Genomic DNA, 16,255 nt, shown 5'->3' on the forward strand with positions numbered 1-16,255 from the left:
AGGCGCCACGTGCGCGGCCACCACGGCTATCTGCCACGTAGGCGACCACGACACCGCCACCGTGTGCACCCACTCACCCTCGCGGAACCGCGACCACCCACCAAGGGCAACCGAAAGCAGGACGCGAGCGACCGGAAGCGGGGACGGCTGCACTTGAGGAAGGCGCGCACGCCCTGGCCGGCATGACGCGACACTCGTGAGGCTCCGAGAGCCCGCCGGTCAGGCGAGGGTGGCGCTTTCGAGAGAGGCGGACGGCTCGTTCTGCCCGAGCAGCAGCCCGTAGACGGCCCCCGAGATGAGGCCGCCGGCGAGCGGCGCGACGATGAACAGCCACAGTTGGCCGAGGGCGTCACCGCCCGCGAACAGCGCCGGGCCGATCGATCGTGCCGGGTTCACGGAGGTGTTCGTCACCGGGATGCTGACCAGGTGGATCAACGTGAGGCCGAGACCGATCGCGATCGGAGCGAAGCCGCGCGGCGCCCGGGTGTCCGTCGCGCCCAGGATGACGAACAGGAACACGGCGGTCAGCAGGACCTCCGTGACCAGTGCGGCGAGCAGCGAGTAGCCACCGGGTGAGCGGTCGCCGTACCCGTTCGTCGCGAAGCCCGATTCGACGGCGTCGAACCCCGGCCTGCCGGACGCGATGACGTACAGCACACCGGCGCCGGCGATCGCCGCGACGACCTGGGTCACGATGTAGGCCGGTGTGTCCCGCCAGCGGAACTGGCCGGCCGCGGCGAGACCGACGGTCACCGCCGGGTTGAAATGACCGCCCGAGATGTGCCCGACGGCGTACGCCATCGTCATCACGGACAATCCGAACGCCAGCGCCACTCCGAGAAAACCGATACCGAGCTGCACGTCGGCGGGGCTGAGGAACGCGGCGGCGAGAACAGCCGACCCACAGCCGGCGAAGACCAGCCAGAAGGTGCCGAGGAATTCAGCGGCGATTCGTTTGCGCAGCGCCGGCGCGGGCGTGGACATGTCGCCAGGCTCCCACGACACGGCGGCGCGTGAAGCGTTTTCCCTGCTGGTTACGCCGCGGGCGGCCCTCTTCCCAGAATGTCCGCTCGAACGCGCGTGACCGAAGCAGGATCTCCCGCTCCGGTCACGCGCTGTCGGTCACCGAGTTCGTCAGCTGACCTTCGCCCACCACTCGTACAGGTAGCTGTTGCAGCTGGAATCACAGCCGCTGCCGCTGGGCGCCCACAGATGGAAGTGCACGGCAGCGCTGCTCCGGTGCGTCCTGTTCCAGCTGATCCGGTGAACCTGGCGGTCGCAGACGACCTGGTGAACGACCCGGTCATGTTCCGAGCCGCTCCAGCGCGCAACAAGGTTGATCGTCCAGCCGTTGGCGTCTTCACGGCCGCACTTGTACTCGTAGGTGTGGTTGGTGCCGGTCCAACTACAGGTCCGGAACGAGTAGTCGTTGGCGTCGACCGTGAAATCGCTCGTGGCGTGCACCGGGCTGAAGCTCCAGATCTTGCCCATCGGGATGACGACCCTGTCGTCACCAGGCGTGCAGAGCTGCAACGTCGAGTGGTAGACGGAGGCGGAGGCCGGCGAAGAAGTCAGGACCAGGCCGGCCGCGGTGGTGACCAGGACCATGATCGCGCTGGTGAGCCAGCGGGATGCAGACCAACGAACATGCTTGCGCACCGATTCCCCCGGGTGAATTGTCCTGCTTAGGCCCCAGATCATCACAGTCGACAATGATCGTTGTCAATTTCGATTCCGGGATGACGGAGACGTGGGCGCGCCGGGTCGAGAGTGTGACGGTATCCAGTTCGCCGCGGGTCCGAAGGACCTGGAACAGCAAGAACCGGACACCCATAACGGGTGTCCGGTTCAATAGCACTACTGGTGGGCGATACTGGGATCGAACCAGTGACCTCTTCCGTGTCAAGGAAGCGCGCTCCCGCTGCGCCAATCGCCCTGGTGATGCGAGGTGGAGACGGGATTTGAACCCGTGTACACGGCTTTGCAGGCCGTTGCCTCGCCTCTCGGCCACTCCACCGTGGCGGCCGATGCACACGATCAGCAACAGCCTTCTCCGAGCGGAAGACGGGATTCGAACCCGCGACCCTCACCTTGGCAAGGTGATGCGCTACCACTGCGCCACTTCCGCGTGCCGCGCCGGTTTCCCTGGCGACGGATGAACCTTAGCCGAGCCACCGGGGAGATGCCAAAGCGGCCCCCGGTTTTCTCTGCGTGGCGCCGGTCAGCGGTTCTCGCCGAGCAGCCGCCGGACCTCGGCGACCAGCTCCGCCTGGAACGCCGCGACGCTGCCATCGACGACGCCGATCCGGTAGTCGTCGCCGGTATCCGGATGGACGGCGCGCTGCCGGTCGCGCAATCCGGCCGAGCCGTCGGCGTGACCGGCGGTGTACGCCTCGAACGCTTCTTCCATGGGGGCCTCCTCGAACACGCGCGACAATCTCGCACGTCCGGGTTCACCGCAATACCGGTCACTCGTCGGAGCGGGCCGGACCGATCGGCAGTGGCACCTCAGCCGGATGCCGGTGAGCGGACGGCCGTCCCGGAGGGCCATGAGTCATCCCGCCGGATCGGCGCCGACCCGGGTCACGTAGCGGTCCGACAGTCATCCCCTCAATCGCGGCACAGACTCCGCACGAACGGGCTTCGCACGATGGCCTCCGGGAGCGGCCAGCCGAGAAGCACAAGATGACATCGAAAGACCAGATCAACCCGGATGCCGAGCCGGCCACCGAGGCCGTCGGCCCGTGGGCCCCGCCCGCCGCGCCGCAGGCCACCCCGGACGAGCCACCCACCGCGGTGGACATCAAGCCGGTCGGGGCCCAGCCGGTAAGGCCCCATCGATCGAGGCCAAGCCGGTAGAGACCCAGGCGGTCGAGGCTCAACCGGTAGAGACCCAGGCGGTCGAGGTCCAGCCGGTCGAGCACGTCGCGCCGTCGGCCGGCGGGACGGGCGGCACCCAAGGCACCCCGCCAGGGCTCCGGCGAGACGGGCGGCGGCCAGCAGGGCTCCGGGCAGGAACCGGGACCCGATCGACGGTGCGGCGGTGGGCGAGCCCCGCCGCCCTGTCAGACGCCGAGCCAGGACGGGTCGGTGGCCAGCTCCCGCAGCCGCCCAGCCGGGTCGGCGACCAGCCGCCGGGTCGTCCGGTCCATCAGCCCGGCCACCCCGGTCACCCTGGCCACCGGCACCCCGTCGGCCCGGGTGTAGTCCTGCTCGACCCGGAACGTCTTGCCGTCGCCCCAGACGAAGCGGCAGGTCACGTCCACCTCGTCGCCGGCCCGCAGCTCTTTCAGGTAGCGGATCGTGGTCTCCAGCACCACCGGCCCGACACCGGCACGGACCAGCACGTCGGGCCCGACCCCGGCGGCGAGGAAGCACTGCCAGCGGGCGTGCTCGCCGTACTGGAGATAGACCGCCTGATTGACGTGGCCCTGGAGATCCAGCTCGTAGCCACGGACCGCGACGCGTACCTGGAAGAGGTCAGCCATCACCCGATCCTGGCACACCCCGGTGGCGCGGGATCGGAAACGACATAGACGCTGACGATTCCCAGCCCTAGGCTTGGCCGGCGCGAGGTCCGTGTCCGAGGAGGTGTGGTGCGTTTCCGGCTGCTGGGTCCGGTGGATGCATCCGAGGGGGCACGCATCGTCGCGCTCGGCGCGCTCAAACAGCGTCACCTGCTGGCCGCGCTGCTGTTCGACGGCGGGCATCCGGTCACCTTCGAGACGCTGATCGACCGGCTCTGGGGCGACGGGCCGCCGGCCGACGCCCGCGGCGCTCTCTACGGCTATGTGGCCCGGCTGCGCCGGGTGGTCAAGGACAGCACCGGGGTCACCCTGGTCCGCTGGTCCGGCGGCTACACGTTGCAGGTCCCGGAGGGCGCGGTGGACCTGTTCCGGTTCCGTGAGCTGCTCGAGTCGGCCCGGTCCGCCCGGCCCGGCGACCGGCTCGCCGCACTGGACGAGGCGCTCGGGCTGTGGCGTGGCGAGGCGCTGGCCGGGCTGCCCGGCGAGTGGGCCCGGCTGACCCGGGAGAGCCTGGAGCAGCAGCGGCTCGCGACGCTGGCCGACTGGGCGGCGGCCGCCGTGGAGGGGGGCCGGCCCGTCGAGGCGGTCGACCGGCTGGCCGCGGCGCTGACCCGGGATCCACTGTGTGAGCCGCTGATCGCGGCCATGATGCGTGCGTTGCACGCCTCCGGGCGTACCGTCGAGGCTCTTGATCTGTTTGCCCGGTCGCGCAACCGGATCGTCGATGAGCTGGGGACGGAGCCCGGGCGGCTGTTGCGCGAAGCGCACACCGCCATCCTGCGCACACCCGCCGCGTCCGTGCCGGAGCGTGCCGGGCCCGCGCTCCCGAAGGCGGCCGGGAAGCCGTTCCTGCTCCCCCCGGACCTGCCCGACTACACCGGTTTCGGGGAGCGGGTGGCCGAGACCGTGGCGGCGTTGCGGGCGCACCGGGCCAGCCCGGTGGTGGTGGTCTCCGGGCCGGGCGGCGCCGGGAAGACGGCGTTCGCGGTGCATGTGGCGCACGCGGTCCGGGACCACTACCCGGACGGGTTGCTATTCCTGGACGTCGGCGGCGCCGACCCGCTGGAGCCGGCCGAGGCGCTGAGCCGGCTGCTGCGCATGCTCGGCGTCACCGACGCGGACGCGCAGGGAAATCCGGATCTCCGCGAGCGTGAGGCGCGCTACCGGGCCGAGCTGGCCGGCCGCCGGGTGCTGGTGGTCGTCGACGACGCGGTCCGGGCCCGGCAGGTTCATCCGTTCCTGCCCGGGGACGCCGGTTCGGCGCTGCTGGTGACCAGCCGGTTCCGGCTCGCCACGGTGCCCGCCACCGGCCGGGTCGAGCTGGGCATGATGTCGCTGGGCGAGGCGTGGGCGCTGCTCACCCGGGTGATCGGCGCGGCCCGGACGGACGCCGATCCGGAGCAGACCGCCCGCCTCATCGGGTTGTGCGCGCGGCTGCCGCTGGCCGTCCGGGTGGCCGGCGCCCGGCTGGTGGCCCGGCCGCACTGGGCGGTCGCCCAGCTCGCCGACCGGCTCGACGACGAGCGCCGCCGGCTGGACGAGCTGGCCGTCGACGACATGGAGGTGCGGGCCGGGCTGGCCGTCGGCTACCGCGGGCTGAGCCCGCGGGCCCAGGTCGCCTTCCGTGCGCTGGGCAGCCTGGATCCGCCGTCGCTGACCGCGCTCACCGTGGCGGCGCTGCTCGGCACCGGTCTGGACGAGGCGGGCGACCTGGTCGAGGAGATCACCGACGCGCGGCTGCTGGACGTCATCGGCACGGACGGGTCGTGCATCCGCTACCGCATGCACGATCTGGTCCGCCTGTACGCCGGCGAGCTGAGCCGGGCCGAACCGGAGGCCGCCCGGGCGACCGTGACCGGGGCGCTCGCCGCGCTGCTGCGCCTGGTGGAGCGCTTGGCCGAGCAGCTTCCGGTGGCCACCCCGCGGCTCTACCATCCGGCGGGCCTGCCGGAGCCGCCCGCGCACTGGGCCACCACCATCGACCGGGTCGACCTGCACTGCTGGTTCACCCATGAGGAGCCGGCCCTGATCGCCGCGGTGGAGCGGGCCGCCGCGCTGGATCTGGTCGAGCCGGCGTGCGGGCTGGCCGACGCGCTGGTGTTCGCGTCGTTCGCGGCCCGGAACAACTTCGACGGCTGGGAGCGCACGCACACCGCCGTCAGCGTGGCCGCCCGCCGGGCCGGGAACCGTCTCGCCGAGGCGGCCATGGAGTGCGGCATCGGCCAGCTGCGCTACGCCCAGGACCGGTTTCCGGAGTCGCGGGAGCACTTCTCCCGGGCGGCCGGGCTGTTCGAGGCGGCCGGGCACGACCACGGCCAGGCGGTGGCGCTGAACGGCCTCGGCACCGTGGGCCGGGAGCTGGGCGAGCACACCGTCGCGCTGCCGCAGATCAACCGGGCCCGGGAGATGCTGGACCGGCTGGGTGACGACGCAGGGGTGGCGCACGCCCACTACAGCCTCGGTTTCGCGCACCGGGAGCTGGGCCACGACGGGGTCGCGCTGGGCCACTTCGCGTCCGCACTGGAGCGGTACCGGCGGATCGGCCACCGGCGCGGCGAGCTGATCTCGATCCGCGGCATCGGCCTGGTGCACCGGGCCCGGGGCGAGCTGGCCGAGGCCGCCGAGCACTGTGCCTCGGCGCATGCCATCGCCACCGGGATCGGCGATCCGCACCTGGCCGCCTACACGGCGCAGGCGCTGGCCAAGGTGTGGATCCGGCAGGGCGATCCGGAGCGGGGCCGGGATCCGCTGCGGACCGCGCTGGCCACCACCACCGGGCGGCGCGACGGGTACGGGACGGCGCTGGTCACCCGTACCCTCGGTGAGCTGCATCTGGCGGCCGGGCGGCCGGCCGAGGCGATCGGGCTGCTGGAGTCGGCCGCCGAGCAGTGGCGGGCCATCGGGATGGAGCTGGGGCGGGCGCGGACGCTGCGGGATCTGGGCGCCGCCCGCCGCGCGGCCGGTGATCACGATGCCGCGCACCGGGACTGGGCGGCGGCCGGGGAGGTCTTTCAGGAGCTGGGCGTCCGGGAACGCACCGAGCTGACCGGGTGGCGTGCCCGGTTCGGCTGTCACTGCCCGCCGGAGACCGTCTCGGCGGCCCGCATCACCCGCAGCACGTTGCCGCCGGCCAGTGCCGCCAGGTCCGCGTCGGACCAGCGGCGGGCCGCCAGTTCCCCGAACAACCGGGGATAGCCGGACACGTCGTCGAGCCCGGCCGGCATGTCGCCGCAGCCGTCGAAGTCGCCGCCGATGCCGACGTGCTCGATCCCGGCGACCGCACGGACGTGCTCGACGTGGTCGGCCACCTGCTCCACCGTCACCGGCGGGGGCGGGCCGTCCGGCTGCCGCTCCCAGGCCCACCGGTCGGCGGTCAGGAACGCCGGGACGAACGTCACCATGCACACGCCGCCGTTGCCGGGCAGCCGGGTCAGCACGTCGTCGGGCACGTTGCGGGGATGGCCGCAGAGCGCCCGCGCCGACGAGTGGCTGAAGATCACCGGCGCGGAGCTGACGTCCAGGGCGTCGTGCATCGTGGTGTCGGCGACGTGCGACAGATCGACCAGCATGCCGATCCGGTTCATCTCGGCGATCACCTCACGGCCGAAGTCGCTCAGGCCACCGAGCCGGGGTACGTCGGTGGCACTGTCCGCCCAGGCGACGTTCTGGTTGTGGGTGAGGGTCAGATACCGTACGCCCAGTTGGGCCAGCATGCGCAGGACGGCGAGCGAGTCGCAGATGCTGTGGCCGCCCTCGGCCCCGATCAGCCCGGCGATGCGCCCGGCCCGGAAGGCCGCCTCCACCTGGTCCGCGGTCCGCGCCGGCGCCAGCCGGCCGGAGTGCAGCCGGGTCATCTCGTGGACGAGGTCGATCTGCTGGAGGGTGCGCACCACGGCGGCGGCCGGTGGCAGGTCGCCGGGCACGTAGACCGACCAGAACTGGGCGCCGACCCGTCCCGCGGTGAGCCGCGGCAGATCGGTGCGGGTCCGTGGATGCGGTTGGTCCAGGGCGAACTTCTCCAGCTCGGCCGGGGAGACCGGGCCTCCGGCCAGGGTGCGCAGCGCGTCCGGCAGATCGTTGTGCCCGTCGATCAGCGGGTACGCGCTGAGCAGGCGGGCGATTCGGTCGCCCCCGTCACGAGCAGACTCGTCGATCGGCCACACCCGCGGTCACACCCCATCCGAAGCCGTGTCTCGTCCCGGCGACGTGGTCAGGCTGTCACGGGCGTCTGCCGGTTTTCTGGCACGTTTCTGTCAGCCCGGCGGGAGGCCGGGCGGGAGGTCCGGCGGGAGGGTGGCGCCCCAGCGGCGGAACTGGGCCCGCGCCTGCCGTTCGGACCGGGCCAGCAGCCGTGCGCGGCCTCCGGGCAGCCGCCCGAGGCCCTGGCTGACCAGCAGGTTCGCGCCTATCCGGGCGAGGCCGTACCACGGCGGGCGGTAGGGCAGGCCGAGGTCGCGCAGGGCGGCCCGGCCGAGCAGCCAGCAGCTCACCGACAGGGCCCGCTCCCGCTCGTAGCGGCGCCGCCAGCCGGTCGTCACGTCGTCGGTCATGTCGATGAGCGCGCGGGCCAGGGCGACGCTGTTGCCGTCCGGCGGCGGATCGTGGGACAGGAAGTGGTAGAGCAGCCGCCGGCCGCGCCGCTCGGTGTGCGGCAGCCAGTCCTCGTCGACACCCATCAGCCAGCCGATGTAGCTCCACAGGTGCATCACCGCGTGGGCGTCGGCGCGGGGCACCCGGACTCCCAGGAGCCGCAGGTGCAGCAGGAAGCTGGTGCTGAAGACGCCGAGTGTGCTGGCCTGGTCGTACTGGTTGACGGGCACGCCGCGCAGCTCCCAGTCCCAGGCCGGATCGGCCTCCAGGCGGGCGTTGACCAGCGCGTGCATGACCCGGACGTGCAGGCTGAGCCGGTAGCCCGCGGCGCCCGGCTCGAGGCCGCCCGGCGCGGTGACCGCGCGCCACCAGATCGAGGTCTCCTGGATCCGGCGCAGCGTCTCGCCACCGGCCAGCCGCCCGGTCCGCACCAGCGGCTCCAGCGCGGCCGCGGTGCGGTAGCCGCCGAGCAGCGACCCGTACGCCAGGACCAGGCCGGCGTCCATGCCGAAGGTCCGGCAGGCCTCGGCGCCGCGGGCCAGCAACGTGTCGTCCACCCAGGACGGCCGCCGCCCGACCGCGTCGTAGAAGGCCCGCAGCGGCTCCGGCACGTCACCGCCCGGGCCGGCGGCGAGCGCCCGGTGCAGCTCGTTCGGCCGCACCGCCCGGACCAGCTCGGCGGCGAGCTCGTCGCGGCGTATCAGCCCGGCGCCGAGCGCGGCCAGTTCCTCCCCCGTGGGGTTCGCTCCCGGGCCGGCGACCAGCCGCAGCGGGCGGGCCGCCCGCTCGGACCACTCACGGTCGGCGCCGAACCGGGTGGGCACCCGCAGATCCGCGTGCGTCGTCATGAACCGACGATAAGTGAATCCGGATTCGCACGCTACCGGCTCAGGCCGCGGCCGCCTTCAGATCCGCGGCCCGGTCGGTGCGCTCCCAGGTGAACTCGGGCAGCTCCCGCCCGAAGTGGCCGTAGGCGGCGGTGCCGACGTAGATCGGGCGGCGCAGGCCGAGATCCCGGCAGATCGCGGCCGGGCGCAGGTCGAACACCTCGCCGACGGCCTTCTCGATCCGTTCCGGCGGCACGTTCTCGGTGCCGAACGTCTCCACCGACAGGCTCACCGGGCGGGCCGCGCCGATCGCGTACGCCACCTGCACCTCGCAGCTGGCCGCCAGCCCGGCGGCCACCACGTTCTTGGCGACCCAGCGCATCGCGTACGCCGCGGACCGGTCCACCTTGGACGGGTCCTTGCCGGAGAACGCGCCGCCGCCGTGCCGGGCCCAGCCGCCGTACGTGTCGACGATGATCTTGCGGCCGGTGAGTCCGGCGTCGCCCATCGGGCCGCCGACCTCGAAACGCCCGGTCGGGTTGACCAGCAGCCGGTAGCCGTCGACGTCCAGGCCGAGGCCCTCCAGTTCGGGCTCGATCACGTGCTCGCGCACATCCGGGGTGAGCAGGCCGTCCAGCGAGACGCCGGCCGCGTGCTGGCTGGACACCACGACGGTGTGCAGCCGCACCGGGCGCCGGCCGGCGTACTCGACGGTGATCTGGGTCTTGCCGTCCGGCCGCAGGTAGGCCATCGTGCCGTCGCGGCGGACCTGGCCGAGGCGGCGGGCCAGCCGGTGCGCCAGGGCGATCGGCAGCGGCATCAGCTCCGGGGTCTGGTCGCAGGCGAAGCCGAACATCAGGCCCTGGTCGCCGGCGCCCTGGGCGTCCAGCGGATCGTCGCCGCCCCCGGTACGCCGTTCCAGCGCCCGGTCGACGCCCCGGGCGATGTCCGGCGACTGGGTGCCGATCGCGACGTTCACCCCGCAGGTGGCGCCGTCGAAACCCTTGTACGAGGAGTCGTACCCGATGTCCAGCAGGGTCGAGCGGACCACCGCCGGGATGTCGACCCAGGCCTGGGTGGTCACCTCGCCGGCCACGTGGACCTGCCCCGTGGTGATCAGCGTCTCGACCGCGACGCGCGACTCCGGGTCACCGGCCAGCATGCAGTCCAGGACGGCGTCGCTGATCTGGTCGGCGATCTTGTCGGGGTGCCCCTCGGTGACCGACTCGGAGGTGAACAGATGTGTTCTCACCGGTCCGCGCCCTCCTGGACGGCGTCCACCAGCCACAGCCGGGCGTCGCCCATCACCGCGACGTCGGCGATCGGCGGGATGTCCCGGCCGTTGCGCTTGGCGATCTCCGCCTGCCCGGTGATCCGGCCGCGCCAGCCGTGCCGGGCCAGCCAGGCGACCGGATCCTCCACGGAGGACTGCCAGGAGGCGGCGGTGGCGGCGAGCCGGTTGTGCGCCGGTTTCATCCGCGGGTGCTCGCTGTACGCCTGGTTCACGTGCTCGATCGCCAGCCTGCTGCCGACGCCGCTGAGGGCGCCGATCCGGGCCAGCAGGCGGTCGTTGTCCGCCGCGGTGAGGTAGACCATCAGGCCCTCGACCAGCCAGGCGGTGGGCAGTTCCGGGTCGAAGCCGGCGTCCCGCAGCGCGCCCGGCCACTCCTCGCGCAGGTCGGCCGGCACCGGCACCCGCTCGCAGGACGGCACCGCGCCCCGCTTGGCCAGCACCTCGTTCTTGAAGCTGAGCAGGTCCGGAAGGTCGACCTCGAAGACCCGGGTGCCGTCCGGCCACAGCATCCGGTACGCCCGGCTGTCCAGCCCCGCGGCGAGCAGCACCACCTGCCGGATGCCGTCGTCGAGCGCCGCGGTCAGGTAGTCGTCGAAGTACCGGGTACGCAGCACGAAGTGGTCCTCGACGAGCATCCCGGCCCGGCTCAGGTTGCCGATCCAGCCGGCCGCGGCGGCGAGCGGTCCGGCGTACTGGTCGATGAACATCCGGTCCCTGCGGCGGCCCTCGCGTGCCCGGGCCTGCGCGATCAGGACGGCGGTCCGGCTGACTCCGGTGGGTGTGGGCGGGTGCATGGGTGTCCTCCTAGGAATCGACGAAGTCGACGCGCATGGTCAGCTGGTACGTCTTGCGCCGCACCAGCCGGTCGAACGTCAGGCGCATGAAGGCGTCCCGGAACAGGCAGGCCGGAAGGCTGTGCCAGCGGGTGAACTCGCCGTTGGCCCGGGACCGGTTCGCGATCCGCCGGACCCGGCCGGCGCGGCGCCGCTCGTATTCGGCGAGCTCTCCGCTCCGGCCGAGGCACTGGGCGAGCACCACGGCGTCCTCGATGGACTGCCCGGCGCCCTGGCCGAGGTTGAAGGTCATCGGGTGGGCGGCGTCGCCGAGGAGGGTGACCCGGCCGGTGCTCCACCGGTCGACCGGCGGGCGGTGGAAGATGTGGGCCGGGACGATCCCCTCCTCGCCGGTGGCCCCGATCAGGCCGGTGATCGGGGCCGGCCACCCGGCGAACTCGCCCAGCAGCAGTTCGCGGCGACCGCCGCCGACCCCGGACAGGCGGCGGACCCGGCGGTCGCCCAGGATGCCGTCCCAGTAGATCCGGCCGTCGGCGAGCCGGTAGTAGACGAACCACCGGCCACGGCCCCAGGTGCTGACGAACGCGTGGTCGCGCACGCCCGGCACGCCGGTGTCGATCACACCCTGGAAGGCGGTGAAGCCGGCGTAGACGGGCGGCGGCTCGTACGGCATGAGCGCGGCCCGGACCCCCGACCGCAGCCCGTCCGCGCCGACCAGCAGCCCGGCCCGGACCGTGCGCCCGTTGCCGAACCGCACGGTCACCCCGTCGTCGTCCTCGGTGTGACCGGCGTAGGTGTGGCCGAGCACCACGTCGCCGCCGGCCGCGTCGAGCAGCATCCGGTGCAGGGCCGGGCGGCTCACCGTGTAGACCGGGGCGCCGGTGCGGGCCGCCCCCTCGTCGAGCGGCCAGTCGGCGAGGTTGGGGCCGTACCAGGTCCAGAACTGGTGCCGGTCCAGCGCGTACCCGATCTCGGCGATCTCCTTGCCGAGGCCCAGCGCGCGCAGCGCGAGCACCGCGTTGTGCCAGAGCACCAGCCCGTGCCCGGCCTGCGCCCGGCCCAGCTCGGCGGCTCGTTCGTAGACGGTGACCGGGATCCCGGCCCGGCGCAGCGCCACCGCGGCGGCGAGCCCACCGATGCCGGCGCCGACGATGACCACCTTGGAGGTGCGCTCGTTCATTCCGCCGACGCTAGGGCCGGTCCGTGGGAGCGTCTTCCACCCGGCGGCGGAGCCGGTCATCCGCACGCCGGAGACGACATTTCCGACCTGCGGCGGAAGACCGCCCGGCGCCGGTACGGCCAGGCTGATGCCCCACGCCGCTTCAAACGGAGGGAAAAGCGATGCAACGGTACGCCGTGATGTTCCGGATCAGGCCCGGTACCGAGGACAAGGTCCGGGAGCTGCTCGCCACGTACGCGCCCCCGGAGTGGGTCACGCCGGACGGCACCCGGCTGCTGAGCACGTCCATCTTCATGAAGGACGGTCTGGTGATCCGCATGATCGAGATCGACGGGAACCTGCCGTCGGTGATGGCCCACCTCGGCCGCCAGCCCAGCGTGCAGAAGCTGGAGCGGGAGCTGAACCAGTACCTGGCGGACGGGCACCAGCGTGACGTGAGCTCGCCGGACGGCGCCCGCGCCTTCTTCCAGAGGGCACTCATGGAGCACGTCACCACCCGCCGGGCGACCTTCGAGGACGCGCCGACATGAGCGTCTTCATGATCACCGGAGCGACCGGGAAGCTGGCGCCGCCGATCATCGACCTGCTCGCCACCCGGGGCGACCGGATCCTGCTCACCTCCCGCAACAAGGCGAAGCTGGACGGGCTGGCCGAGCGCTACGGCAAGGTTGGCGAGGTGGAGACCGCCGAGGCGGACGCCCTCGACCCGATCTCGATCAACCGGGCGGCGGACACCGCGGTGGCCCGGTTCGGGCGGCTGGACGGGCTGATCCACCTGGTCGGCGGGTTCGCGGTCGGTCCGCTGTTCCGGACCGAGCCGGCCGCGTACGAGGAACTGTGGCGGTCGAACTTCCTGTCGGCGGTGATCGCCACCCACGCCGTGCTGCCGCACCTCGGCGAGGGCGGACGGCTGGTCTACTTCGCCACCCCGCTGGCCACCGAGCCGCTGCCGGCCTTCTCCGCGTACGGCGCCGCGAAGGCCGCCCTGCTCACCTGGATGCGGTCGATCGCGCACGAGGTCAAGCGCAAGGACGTGCACGCCAACGCGGTGGTGATGACCATCGCGGACACCGAGGACGTCCGGGCCGCCCGGCCGCACCTGGACTTCGACCACACGATCAGCCCGGAGCTGGTCGCCCCGGTGGTGGGCTTCCTCACCAGCGAGGCTGCCGACGGCCTGTACGGCAGTTGCGTGCCGGTGCTGAACAAGTTCGAGTTCAGTTCGGCGCTGGCCGGTCCCCCGCCCGGCCGGGGTGGCCCGCCCGGCCCGGGTGGCCCGGGCGGACCGCCGCCGGGGATCGTCACGTGAGCGCCCGGATCGTCTTCCTGATCCGGGTGCCGGACGACCGTCAGGAGGCGTTCCTGACGGCGTACGAGCGGATCCGCCATCTGGTGGCCGGCGGCGTGCCGGGACACCTGCGGGATCAGGTGTGCCAGTCGTCCACCGATCCGGAGCAGTGGCTGATCACCAGCGAGTGGCGGTCCCTGGACGACTTCACCGCCTGGGAGGCCACCGCCGAGCACCGGGATCTGGTGCGGCCGATGCGGGAGAACTTCACCGAGGCGCGTTCGCTGCGCTTCCTGATCCGGGCCGAGACGGCCTGAACCCCGCTGAACGAAGGGCTCCTCCGCGTTTTCGGAGGAGCCCTCACGTATTTGTTACCGGCAAGTGAATTCGACCCACCGGTAACCGATTGCCGGGACTCTCACAGCGATTCAGATGAAACTCTAAGAACTCTCGAAGCAAGAGCATTAATCAGCGGCCTTGGTCACATTATCGACGCGCTAAGTCCGGGTATTACGGACAAGAAGGACCAGTAAATCAAGCAGCTGAGGAATGTCAACAACCTTTCCCCTTAGAGCTGTCACATAGATGCCTTGCAGTGCGTTGTGCGGTCCATTAGCGTTTCGGCGGAAGGCTGCGGCGGGGGCGGTCAGCAGGGTTGTTCAGTTCTGACAAAGGTTTCGGTCTCAACCATCTTCGCCGTTAATGATCTTTCACGCCGTGTCGAGATCGCGTCGAGCAGGAGTGGCTGATGCCGTTGAATTCCTACGATCACACCCACGGCACGGCTTTCGTGATCGGCATCGTCCTGGGCGTGCTCACCGCGGTGGCCGCGGCCCTGGTGGTCCGCAGACGGGCCAGGGAGCGGGCGGCCGATCCCTCGATGGCCGCCGTCCACCGTGAACGCCGCCGGATCGCCCGCGAGTTGCACGACGTCGTCGGCCACGGTCTGGTCGTGATCTCGATGCAGGCCCGCCGGCTTCGGACCGGGCCTACCGATCCGGAGCCGGTCGCGACCGCGATCGACGAACTGGCCCAGGCCACCATGACCGAGGTCCGCACGCTGGTCGGCGAGCTGCGCCGGGAGCCGGACGCCGAGGAGACGCTGCTCGGCCGGACCCACGAGCTGATCGCCCGGCTGGCCGCCGCCCACCTGACGGTCACCCTGCACACCTCGGGCACCGAGCCACGGCTGTCCGTGCCGATCCGCACCACCGCGCTGCGCGTCGTCCAGGAGAGCCTGACGAACGCCATCAAGCACGGCGCCGGCCCGGCCCGGATCTCGCTGCGGTTCGGCGCCGACGTCGAGATCGAGATCTCCTGCCCGGCCCGGGAGAACCAGCGCCGCGGCGGCAAGGGTCTGGCCGGGCTGCGCGAACGCGTCGCCGAGGTCGGCGGCGAGTTCGCCCACGGCCGCCGCGACGGCGGCGTCTTCCTGGTCCACGCCCGGCTGCCAGTGGAGCCCGCCGGTGTCACGCGGATCGGTCGCACACACGAACACGGGGAGCGGGAATGGATGGAATTCGCATCCTGATCGTCGACGACCAGCCGCTGGTGCGGCGGGGGCTGCGGTCGGTCTTCGAGGGTCTGCCGGGCATCGTCACGGTCGGTGAGTCGCCGGACGGGCTGGACGCGGTCCGCGACGTGCGCCGGCTCCGGCCGGACGTGGTGCTCATGGACGTCAACATGCCGCGGATGGACGGTCTGGAAGCCACCCGGCGGATCTGCGCGCCGGAGAAGAACAGCGGCACCCGGGTGATCATCCTGACCATGTACGACCGGGACGAGCACGTCTTCGAGGCGCTGCGCACCGGCGCCAGCGGGTTCCTGCTGAAGGACTCCCCGACCAGCACGCTCGAACAGGCCGTCCGCGAGGTGGCGGCCGGGGAGGCGCTGCTGTCGCCGTCGGTCACCCGGCGGCTGATCGGGGAGTTCGCCCGCCGGCCGTCGCTGTCCACGCCGGGCGCCGAGCTGAGCCACCTCACCGACCGCGAGCTGGACGTCTTCCGGCTGCTGGTCTGCGGGCACTCCAACCAGGAGATCGCCCGGATGCTGGTCCTCGGGGAGAGCACCGTGAAATCACACGTCCAGCACCTCTACCAGAAGCTCGGGGTCCGGGACCGGGTGCAGGTCGTCATCTACGCGTACGAGAACGGTCTCATCGATCGCCGGCTCCTGCCGGCGTAGGTGTTCTCCCCCGCCCGGGGGAGGCCACGCTTCATTTCCGCGGCGGGCGACAGCGCGGGCCCGGCTTCCTAACGTGACGGCATCCGACCATCACGCCGACCAGGGAGCTGTTACGTGAGCGACCGGATCCTCATCGTTGCCCGGATCAAGCCGGACGCGTCACCCGACGTGGCCCGCCTCTTCGCCGCCTCGGACGCCGGCCCGCTGCCGCACGCCCTCGGCGTCACCCGGCGGCACCTGTTCCGGTACCGGGACCTGTATTTCCACTATGCGGAGTTCGACGGGGACAGCCGGGAGGCGGTGTCCCGGGCCCGGGAGCGGGACGACTTCCGGGCCCTCAGCACGGCCCTCGACGACTACATCACGCCCTACGATCCGGCGACGTGGCGCGGCCCGGCCGACGCCATGGCGCACTCGTTCTACACCTGGAACCGCTGACCTCCCGCACGGTACCGTGGCGCCCGCCCATCGGCGGGCGCCTTGCCGTCTCCTCCCCCGGGCGGGCACATCATCCCTGGTGGGAGGCCTTTTCTCATCACGCCGGTGGAAGACTGGAAGCGCATACCGACCT

Annotated in this window: 16 protein-coding genes, 3 tRNA genes and 1 pseudogene; 8 read left to right on the top strand and 12 right to left on the bottom strand. The window is 72.1% G+C overall.

Features of this window, described 5'->3' with window-relative positions; all coding sequences use genetic code 11:
- Window positions 1–219: 219 nt before the first annotated feature.
- The 6 genes from aqpZ to KZ829_RS20330 all read right to left on the bottom strand — a co-directional run bounded on the left by aqpZ (window position 220) and on the right by KZ829_RS20330 (window position 2,410).
- Window positions 220–984: an aquaporin Z gene (aqpZ, locus tag KZ829_RS20305; protein WP_220145509.1), complete on the bottom strand. Its 765-nt coding sequence runs from the start codon at window positions 982–984 to the stop codon at window positions 220–222.
- Window positions 985–1,134: 150 nt separating this feature from the next.
- Entirely contained in the window at window positions 1,135–1,659 is a 525-nt protein-coding gene (locus tag KZ829_RS20310; RefSeq protein ID WP_220145510.1) for a hypothetical protein, read from the bottom strand.
- 202 nt (window positions 1,660–1,861) lie between these two features.
- A tRNA-Val gene (locus KZ829_RS20315) sits at window positions 1,862–1,936 on the bottom strand.
- Between the two features lie 10 nt (window positions 1,937–1,946).
- Window positions 1,947–2,017: transfer RNA gene (locus KZ829_RS20320), tRNA-Cys, on the bottom strand.
- Between the two features lie 39 nt (window positions 2,018–2,056).
- A tRNA-Gly gene (locus tag KZ829_RS20325) sits at window positions 2,057–2,128 on the bottom strand.
- A 93-nt stretch (window positions 2,129–2,221) separates the two neighbouring features.
- The gene (locus KZ829_RS20330; protein ID WP_220145511.1) at window positions 2,222–2,410 is read right to left on the bottom strand and encodes a hypothetical protein; all 189 of its coding nucleotides are present in this window, start codon (window positions 2,408–2,410) and stop codon (window positions 2,222–2,224) included.
- 275 nt (window positions 2,411–2,685) lie between these two features.
- On the opposite strand from KZ829_RS20330, the gene KZ829_RS20335 reads away from it, so the two are divergent.
- The gene (locus KZ829_RS20335; RefSeq protein WP_220145512.1) at window positions 2,686–2,859 is read left to right on the top strand and encodes a hypothetical protein; all 174 of its coding nucleotides are present in this window, start codon (window positions 2,686–2,688) and stop codon (window positions 2,857–2,859) included.
- Window positions 2,860–3,065: 206 nt separating this feature from the next.
- Here KZ829_RS20335 and KZ829_RS20340 read toward each other — a convergent pair whose 3' ends face one another.
- A complete protein-coding gene (locus KZ829_RS20340) occupies window positions 3,066–3,488 on the bottom strand; it encodes an acyl-CoA thioesterase (protein WP_220145513.1) in 423 nt (140 codons plus the stop codon).
- A gap of 396 nt (window positions 3,489–3,884) precedes the next feature.
- Between KZ829_RS20340 and KZ829_RS20345 the strand changes: the two are divergent.
- Window positions 3,885–6,497: pseudogene (locus KZ829_RS20345) on the top strand (ATP-binding protein); the annotation flags it as partial.
- Window positions 6,498–6,598: 101 nt separating this feature from the next.
- Here KZ829_RS20345 and KZ829_RS43160 read toward each other — a convergent pair.
- From KZ829_RS43160 to KZ829_RS20365, 5 genes are all read right to left on the bottom strand, one after another.
- Window positions 6,599–7,690 carry a dipeptidase gene (locus KZ829_RS43160; protein ID WP_308285592.1) on the bottom strand — a complete coding sequence of 364 codons (1,092 nt, stop codon included), beginning with the start codon at window positions 7,688–7,690 and terminating at the stop codon, window positions 6,599–6,601.
- A 90-nt stretch (window positions 7,691–7,780) separates the two neighbouring features.
- Window positions 7,781–8,965, bottom strand: a complete 1,185-nt coding sequence (locus tag KZ829_RS20350) for an oxygenase MpaB family protein (protein WP_220145515.1) — start codon at window positions 8,963–8,965, stop codon at window positions 7,781–7,783.
- Window positions 8,966–9,005: 40 nt separating this feature from the next.
- Window positions 9,006–10,196 carry a methionine adenosyltransferase gene (metK, locus tag KZ829_RS20355; RefSeq protein WP_220145516.1) on the bottom strand — a complete coding sequence of 397 codons (1,191 nt, stop codon included), beginning with the start codon at window positions 10,194–10,196 and terminating at the stop codon, window positions 9,006–9,008.
- Window positions 10,193–11,032, bottom strand: a complete 840-nt coding sequence (locus KZ829_RS20360; protein WP_220145517.1) for an SAM-dependent methyltransferase — start codon at window positions 11,030–11,032, stop codon at window positions 10,193–10,195. Before KZ829_RS20360 ends, metK begins: the two co-directional genes overlap by 4 nt.
- Before the next feature lie 10 nt (window positions 11,033–11,042).
- Window positions 11,043–12,212, bottom strand: coding sequence for an FAD-dependent oxidoreductase (locus KZ829_RS20365; protein WP_220145518.1), 1,170 nt, complete (start codon window positions 12,210–12,212; stop codon window positions 11,043–11,045).
- Between the two features lie 161 nt (window positions 12,213–12,373).
- On the opposite strand from KZ829_RS20365, the gene KZ829_RS20370 reads away from it, so the two are divergent.
- From KZ829_RS20370 to KZ829_RS20395, 6 genes are all read left to right on the top strand, one after another.
- The gene (locus KZ829_RS20370) at window positions 12,374–12,742 is read left to right on the top strand and encodes a SchA/CurD-like domain-containing protein (RefSeq protein WP_220145519.1); all 369 of its coding nucleotides are present in this window, start codon (window positions 12,374–12,376) and stop codon (window positions 12,740–12,742) included.
- Window positions 12,739–13,521 carry an SDR family NAD(P)-dependent oxidoreductase gene (locus KZ829_RS20375; RefSeq protein WP_220145520.1) on the top strand — a complete coding sequence of 261 codons (783 nt, stop codon included), beginning with the start codon at window positions 12,739–12,741 and terminating at the stop codon, window positions 13,519–13,521. Before KZ829_RS20370 ends, KZ829_RS20375 begins: the two co-directional genes overlap by 4 nt.
- The gene (locus KZ829_RS20380; RefSeq protein WP_220145521.1) at window positions 13,518–13,817 is read left to right on the top strand and encodes an antibiotic biosynthesis monooxygenase family protein; all 300 of its coding nucleotides are present in this window, start codon (window positions 13,518–13,520) and stop codon (window positions 13,815–13,817) included. Before KZ829_RS20375 ends, KZ829_RS20380 begins: the two co-directional genes overlap by 4 nt.
- 431 nt (window positions 13,818–14,248) lie before the next feature.
- A complete protein-coding gene (locus tag KZ829_RS20385; RefSeq protein WP_220145522.1) occupies window positions 14,249–15,031 on the top strand; it encodes a sensor histidine kinase in 783 nt (260 codons plus the stop codon).
- Window positions 15,010–15,684, top strand: coding sequence for a response regulator (locus tag KZ829_RS20390; protein WP_220145523.1), 675 nt, complete (start codon window positions 15,010–15,012; stop codon window positions 15,682–15,684). The genes KZ829_RS20385 and KZ829_RS20390 overlap by 22 nt, the downstream gene beginning before the upstream one ends.
- 114 nt (window positions 15,685–15,798) lie before the next feature.
- Entirely contained in the window at window positions 15,799–16,122 is a 324-nt protein-coding gene (locus tag KZ829_RS20395; RefSeq protein WP_308285593.1) for a TcmI family type II polyketide cyclase, read from the top strand.
- Window positions 16,123–16,255 lie beyond the last annotated feature (133 nt).

It is taken from the genome of Actinoplanes hulinensis, assembly GCF_019429605.1.
GTDB classification, from domain to species: domain Bacteria; phylum Actinomycetota; class Actinomycetes; order Mycobacteriales; family Micromonosporaceae; genus Actinoplanes; species Actinoplanes campanulatus.

Excerpts from the sequence above, each read along its gene's own strand:
- aqpZ (WP_220145509.1), bottom strand. The coding sequence starts at position 984 with ATGTCCACGCCCGCGCCGGCGCTGCGCAAACGAATCGCCGCTGAATTC.
- KZ829_RS20330 (WP_220145511.1), bottom strand. The coding sequence starts at position 2,410 with ATGGAAGAAGCGTTCGAGGCGTACACCGCCGGTCACGCCGACGGCTCG.
- KZ829_RS20335 (WP_220145512.1), top strand. The coding sequence starts at position 2,686 with ATGACATCGAAAGACCAGATCAACCCGGATGCCGAGCCGGCCACCGAG.
- KZ829_RS20340 (WP_220145513.1), bottom strand. The coding sequence starts at position 3,488 with ATGGCTGACCTCTTCCAGGTACGCGTCGCGGTCCGTGGCTACGAGCTG.
- KZ829_RS20350 (WP_220145515.1), bottom strand. The coding sequence starts at position 8,965 with ATGACGACGCACGCGGATCTGCGGGTGCCCACCCGGTTCGGCGCCGAC.
- KZ829_RS20360 (WP_220145517.1), bottom strand. The coding sequence starts at position 11,032 with ATGCACCCGCCCACACCCACCGGAGTCAGCCGGACCGCCGTCCTGATC.
- KZ829_RS20365 (WP_220145518.1), bottom strand. The coding sequence starts at position 12,212 with ATGAACGAGCGCACCTCCAAGGTGGTCATCGTCGGCGCCGGCATCGGT.
- KZ829_RS20370 (WP_220145519.1), top strand. The coding sequence starts at position 12,374 with ATGCAACGGTACGCCGTGATGTTCCGGATCAGGCCCGGTACCGAGGAC.
- KZ829_RS20375 (WP_220145520.1), top strand. The coding sequence starts at position 12,739 with ATGAGCGTCTTCATGATCACCGGAGCGACCGGGAAGCTGGCGCCGCCG.
- KZ829_RS20385 (WP_220145522.1), top strand. The coding sequence starts at position 14,249 with ATGCCGTTGAATTCCTACGATCACACCCACGGCACGGCTTTCGTGATC.
- KZ829_RS20390 (WP_220145523.1), top strand. The coding sequence starts at position 15,010 with ATGGATGGAATTCGCATCCTGATCGTCGACGACCAGCCGCTGGTGCGG.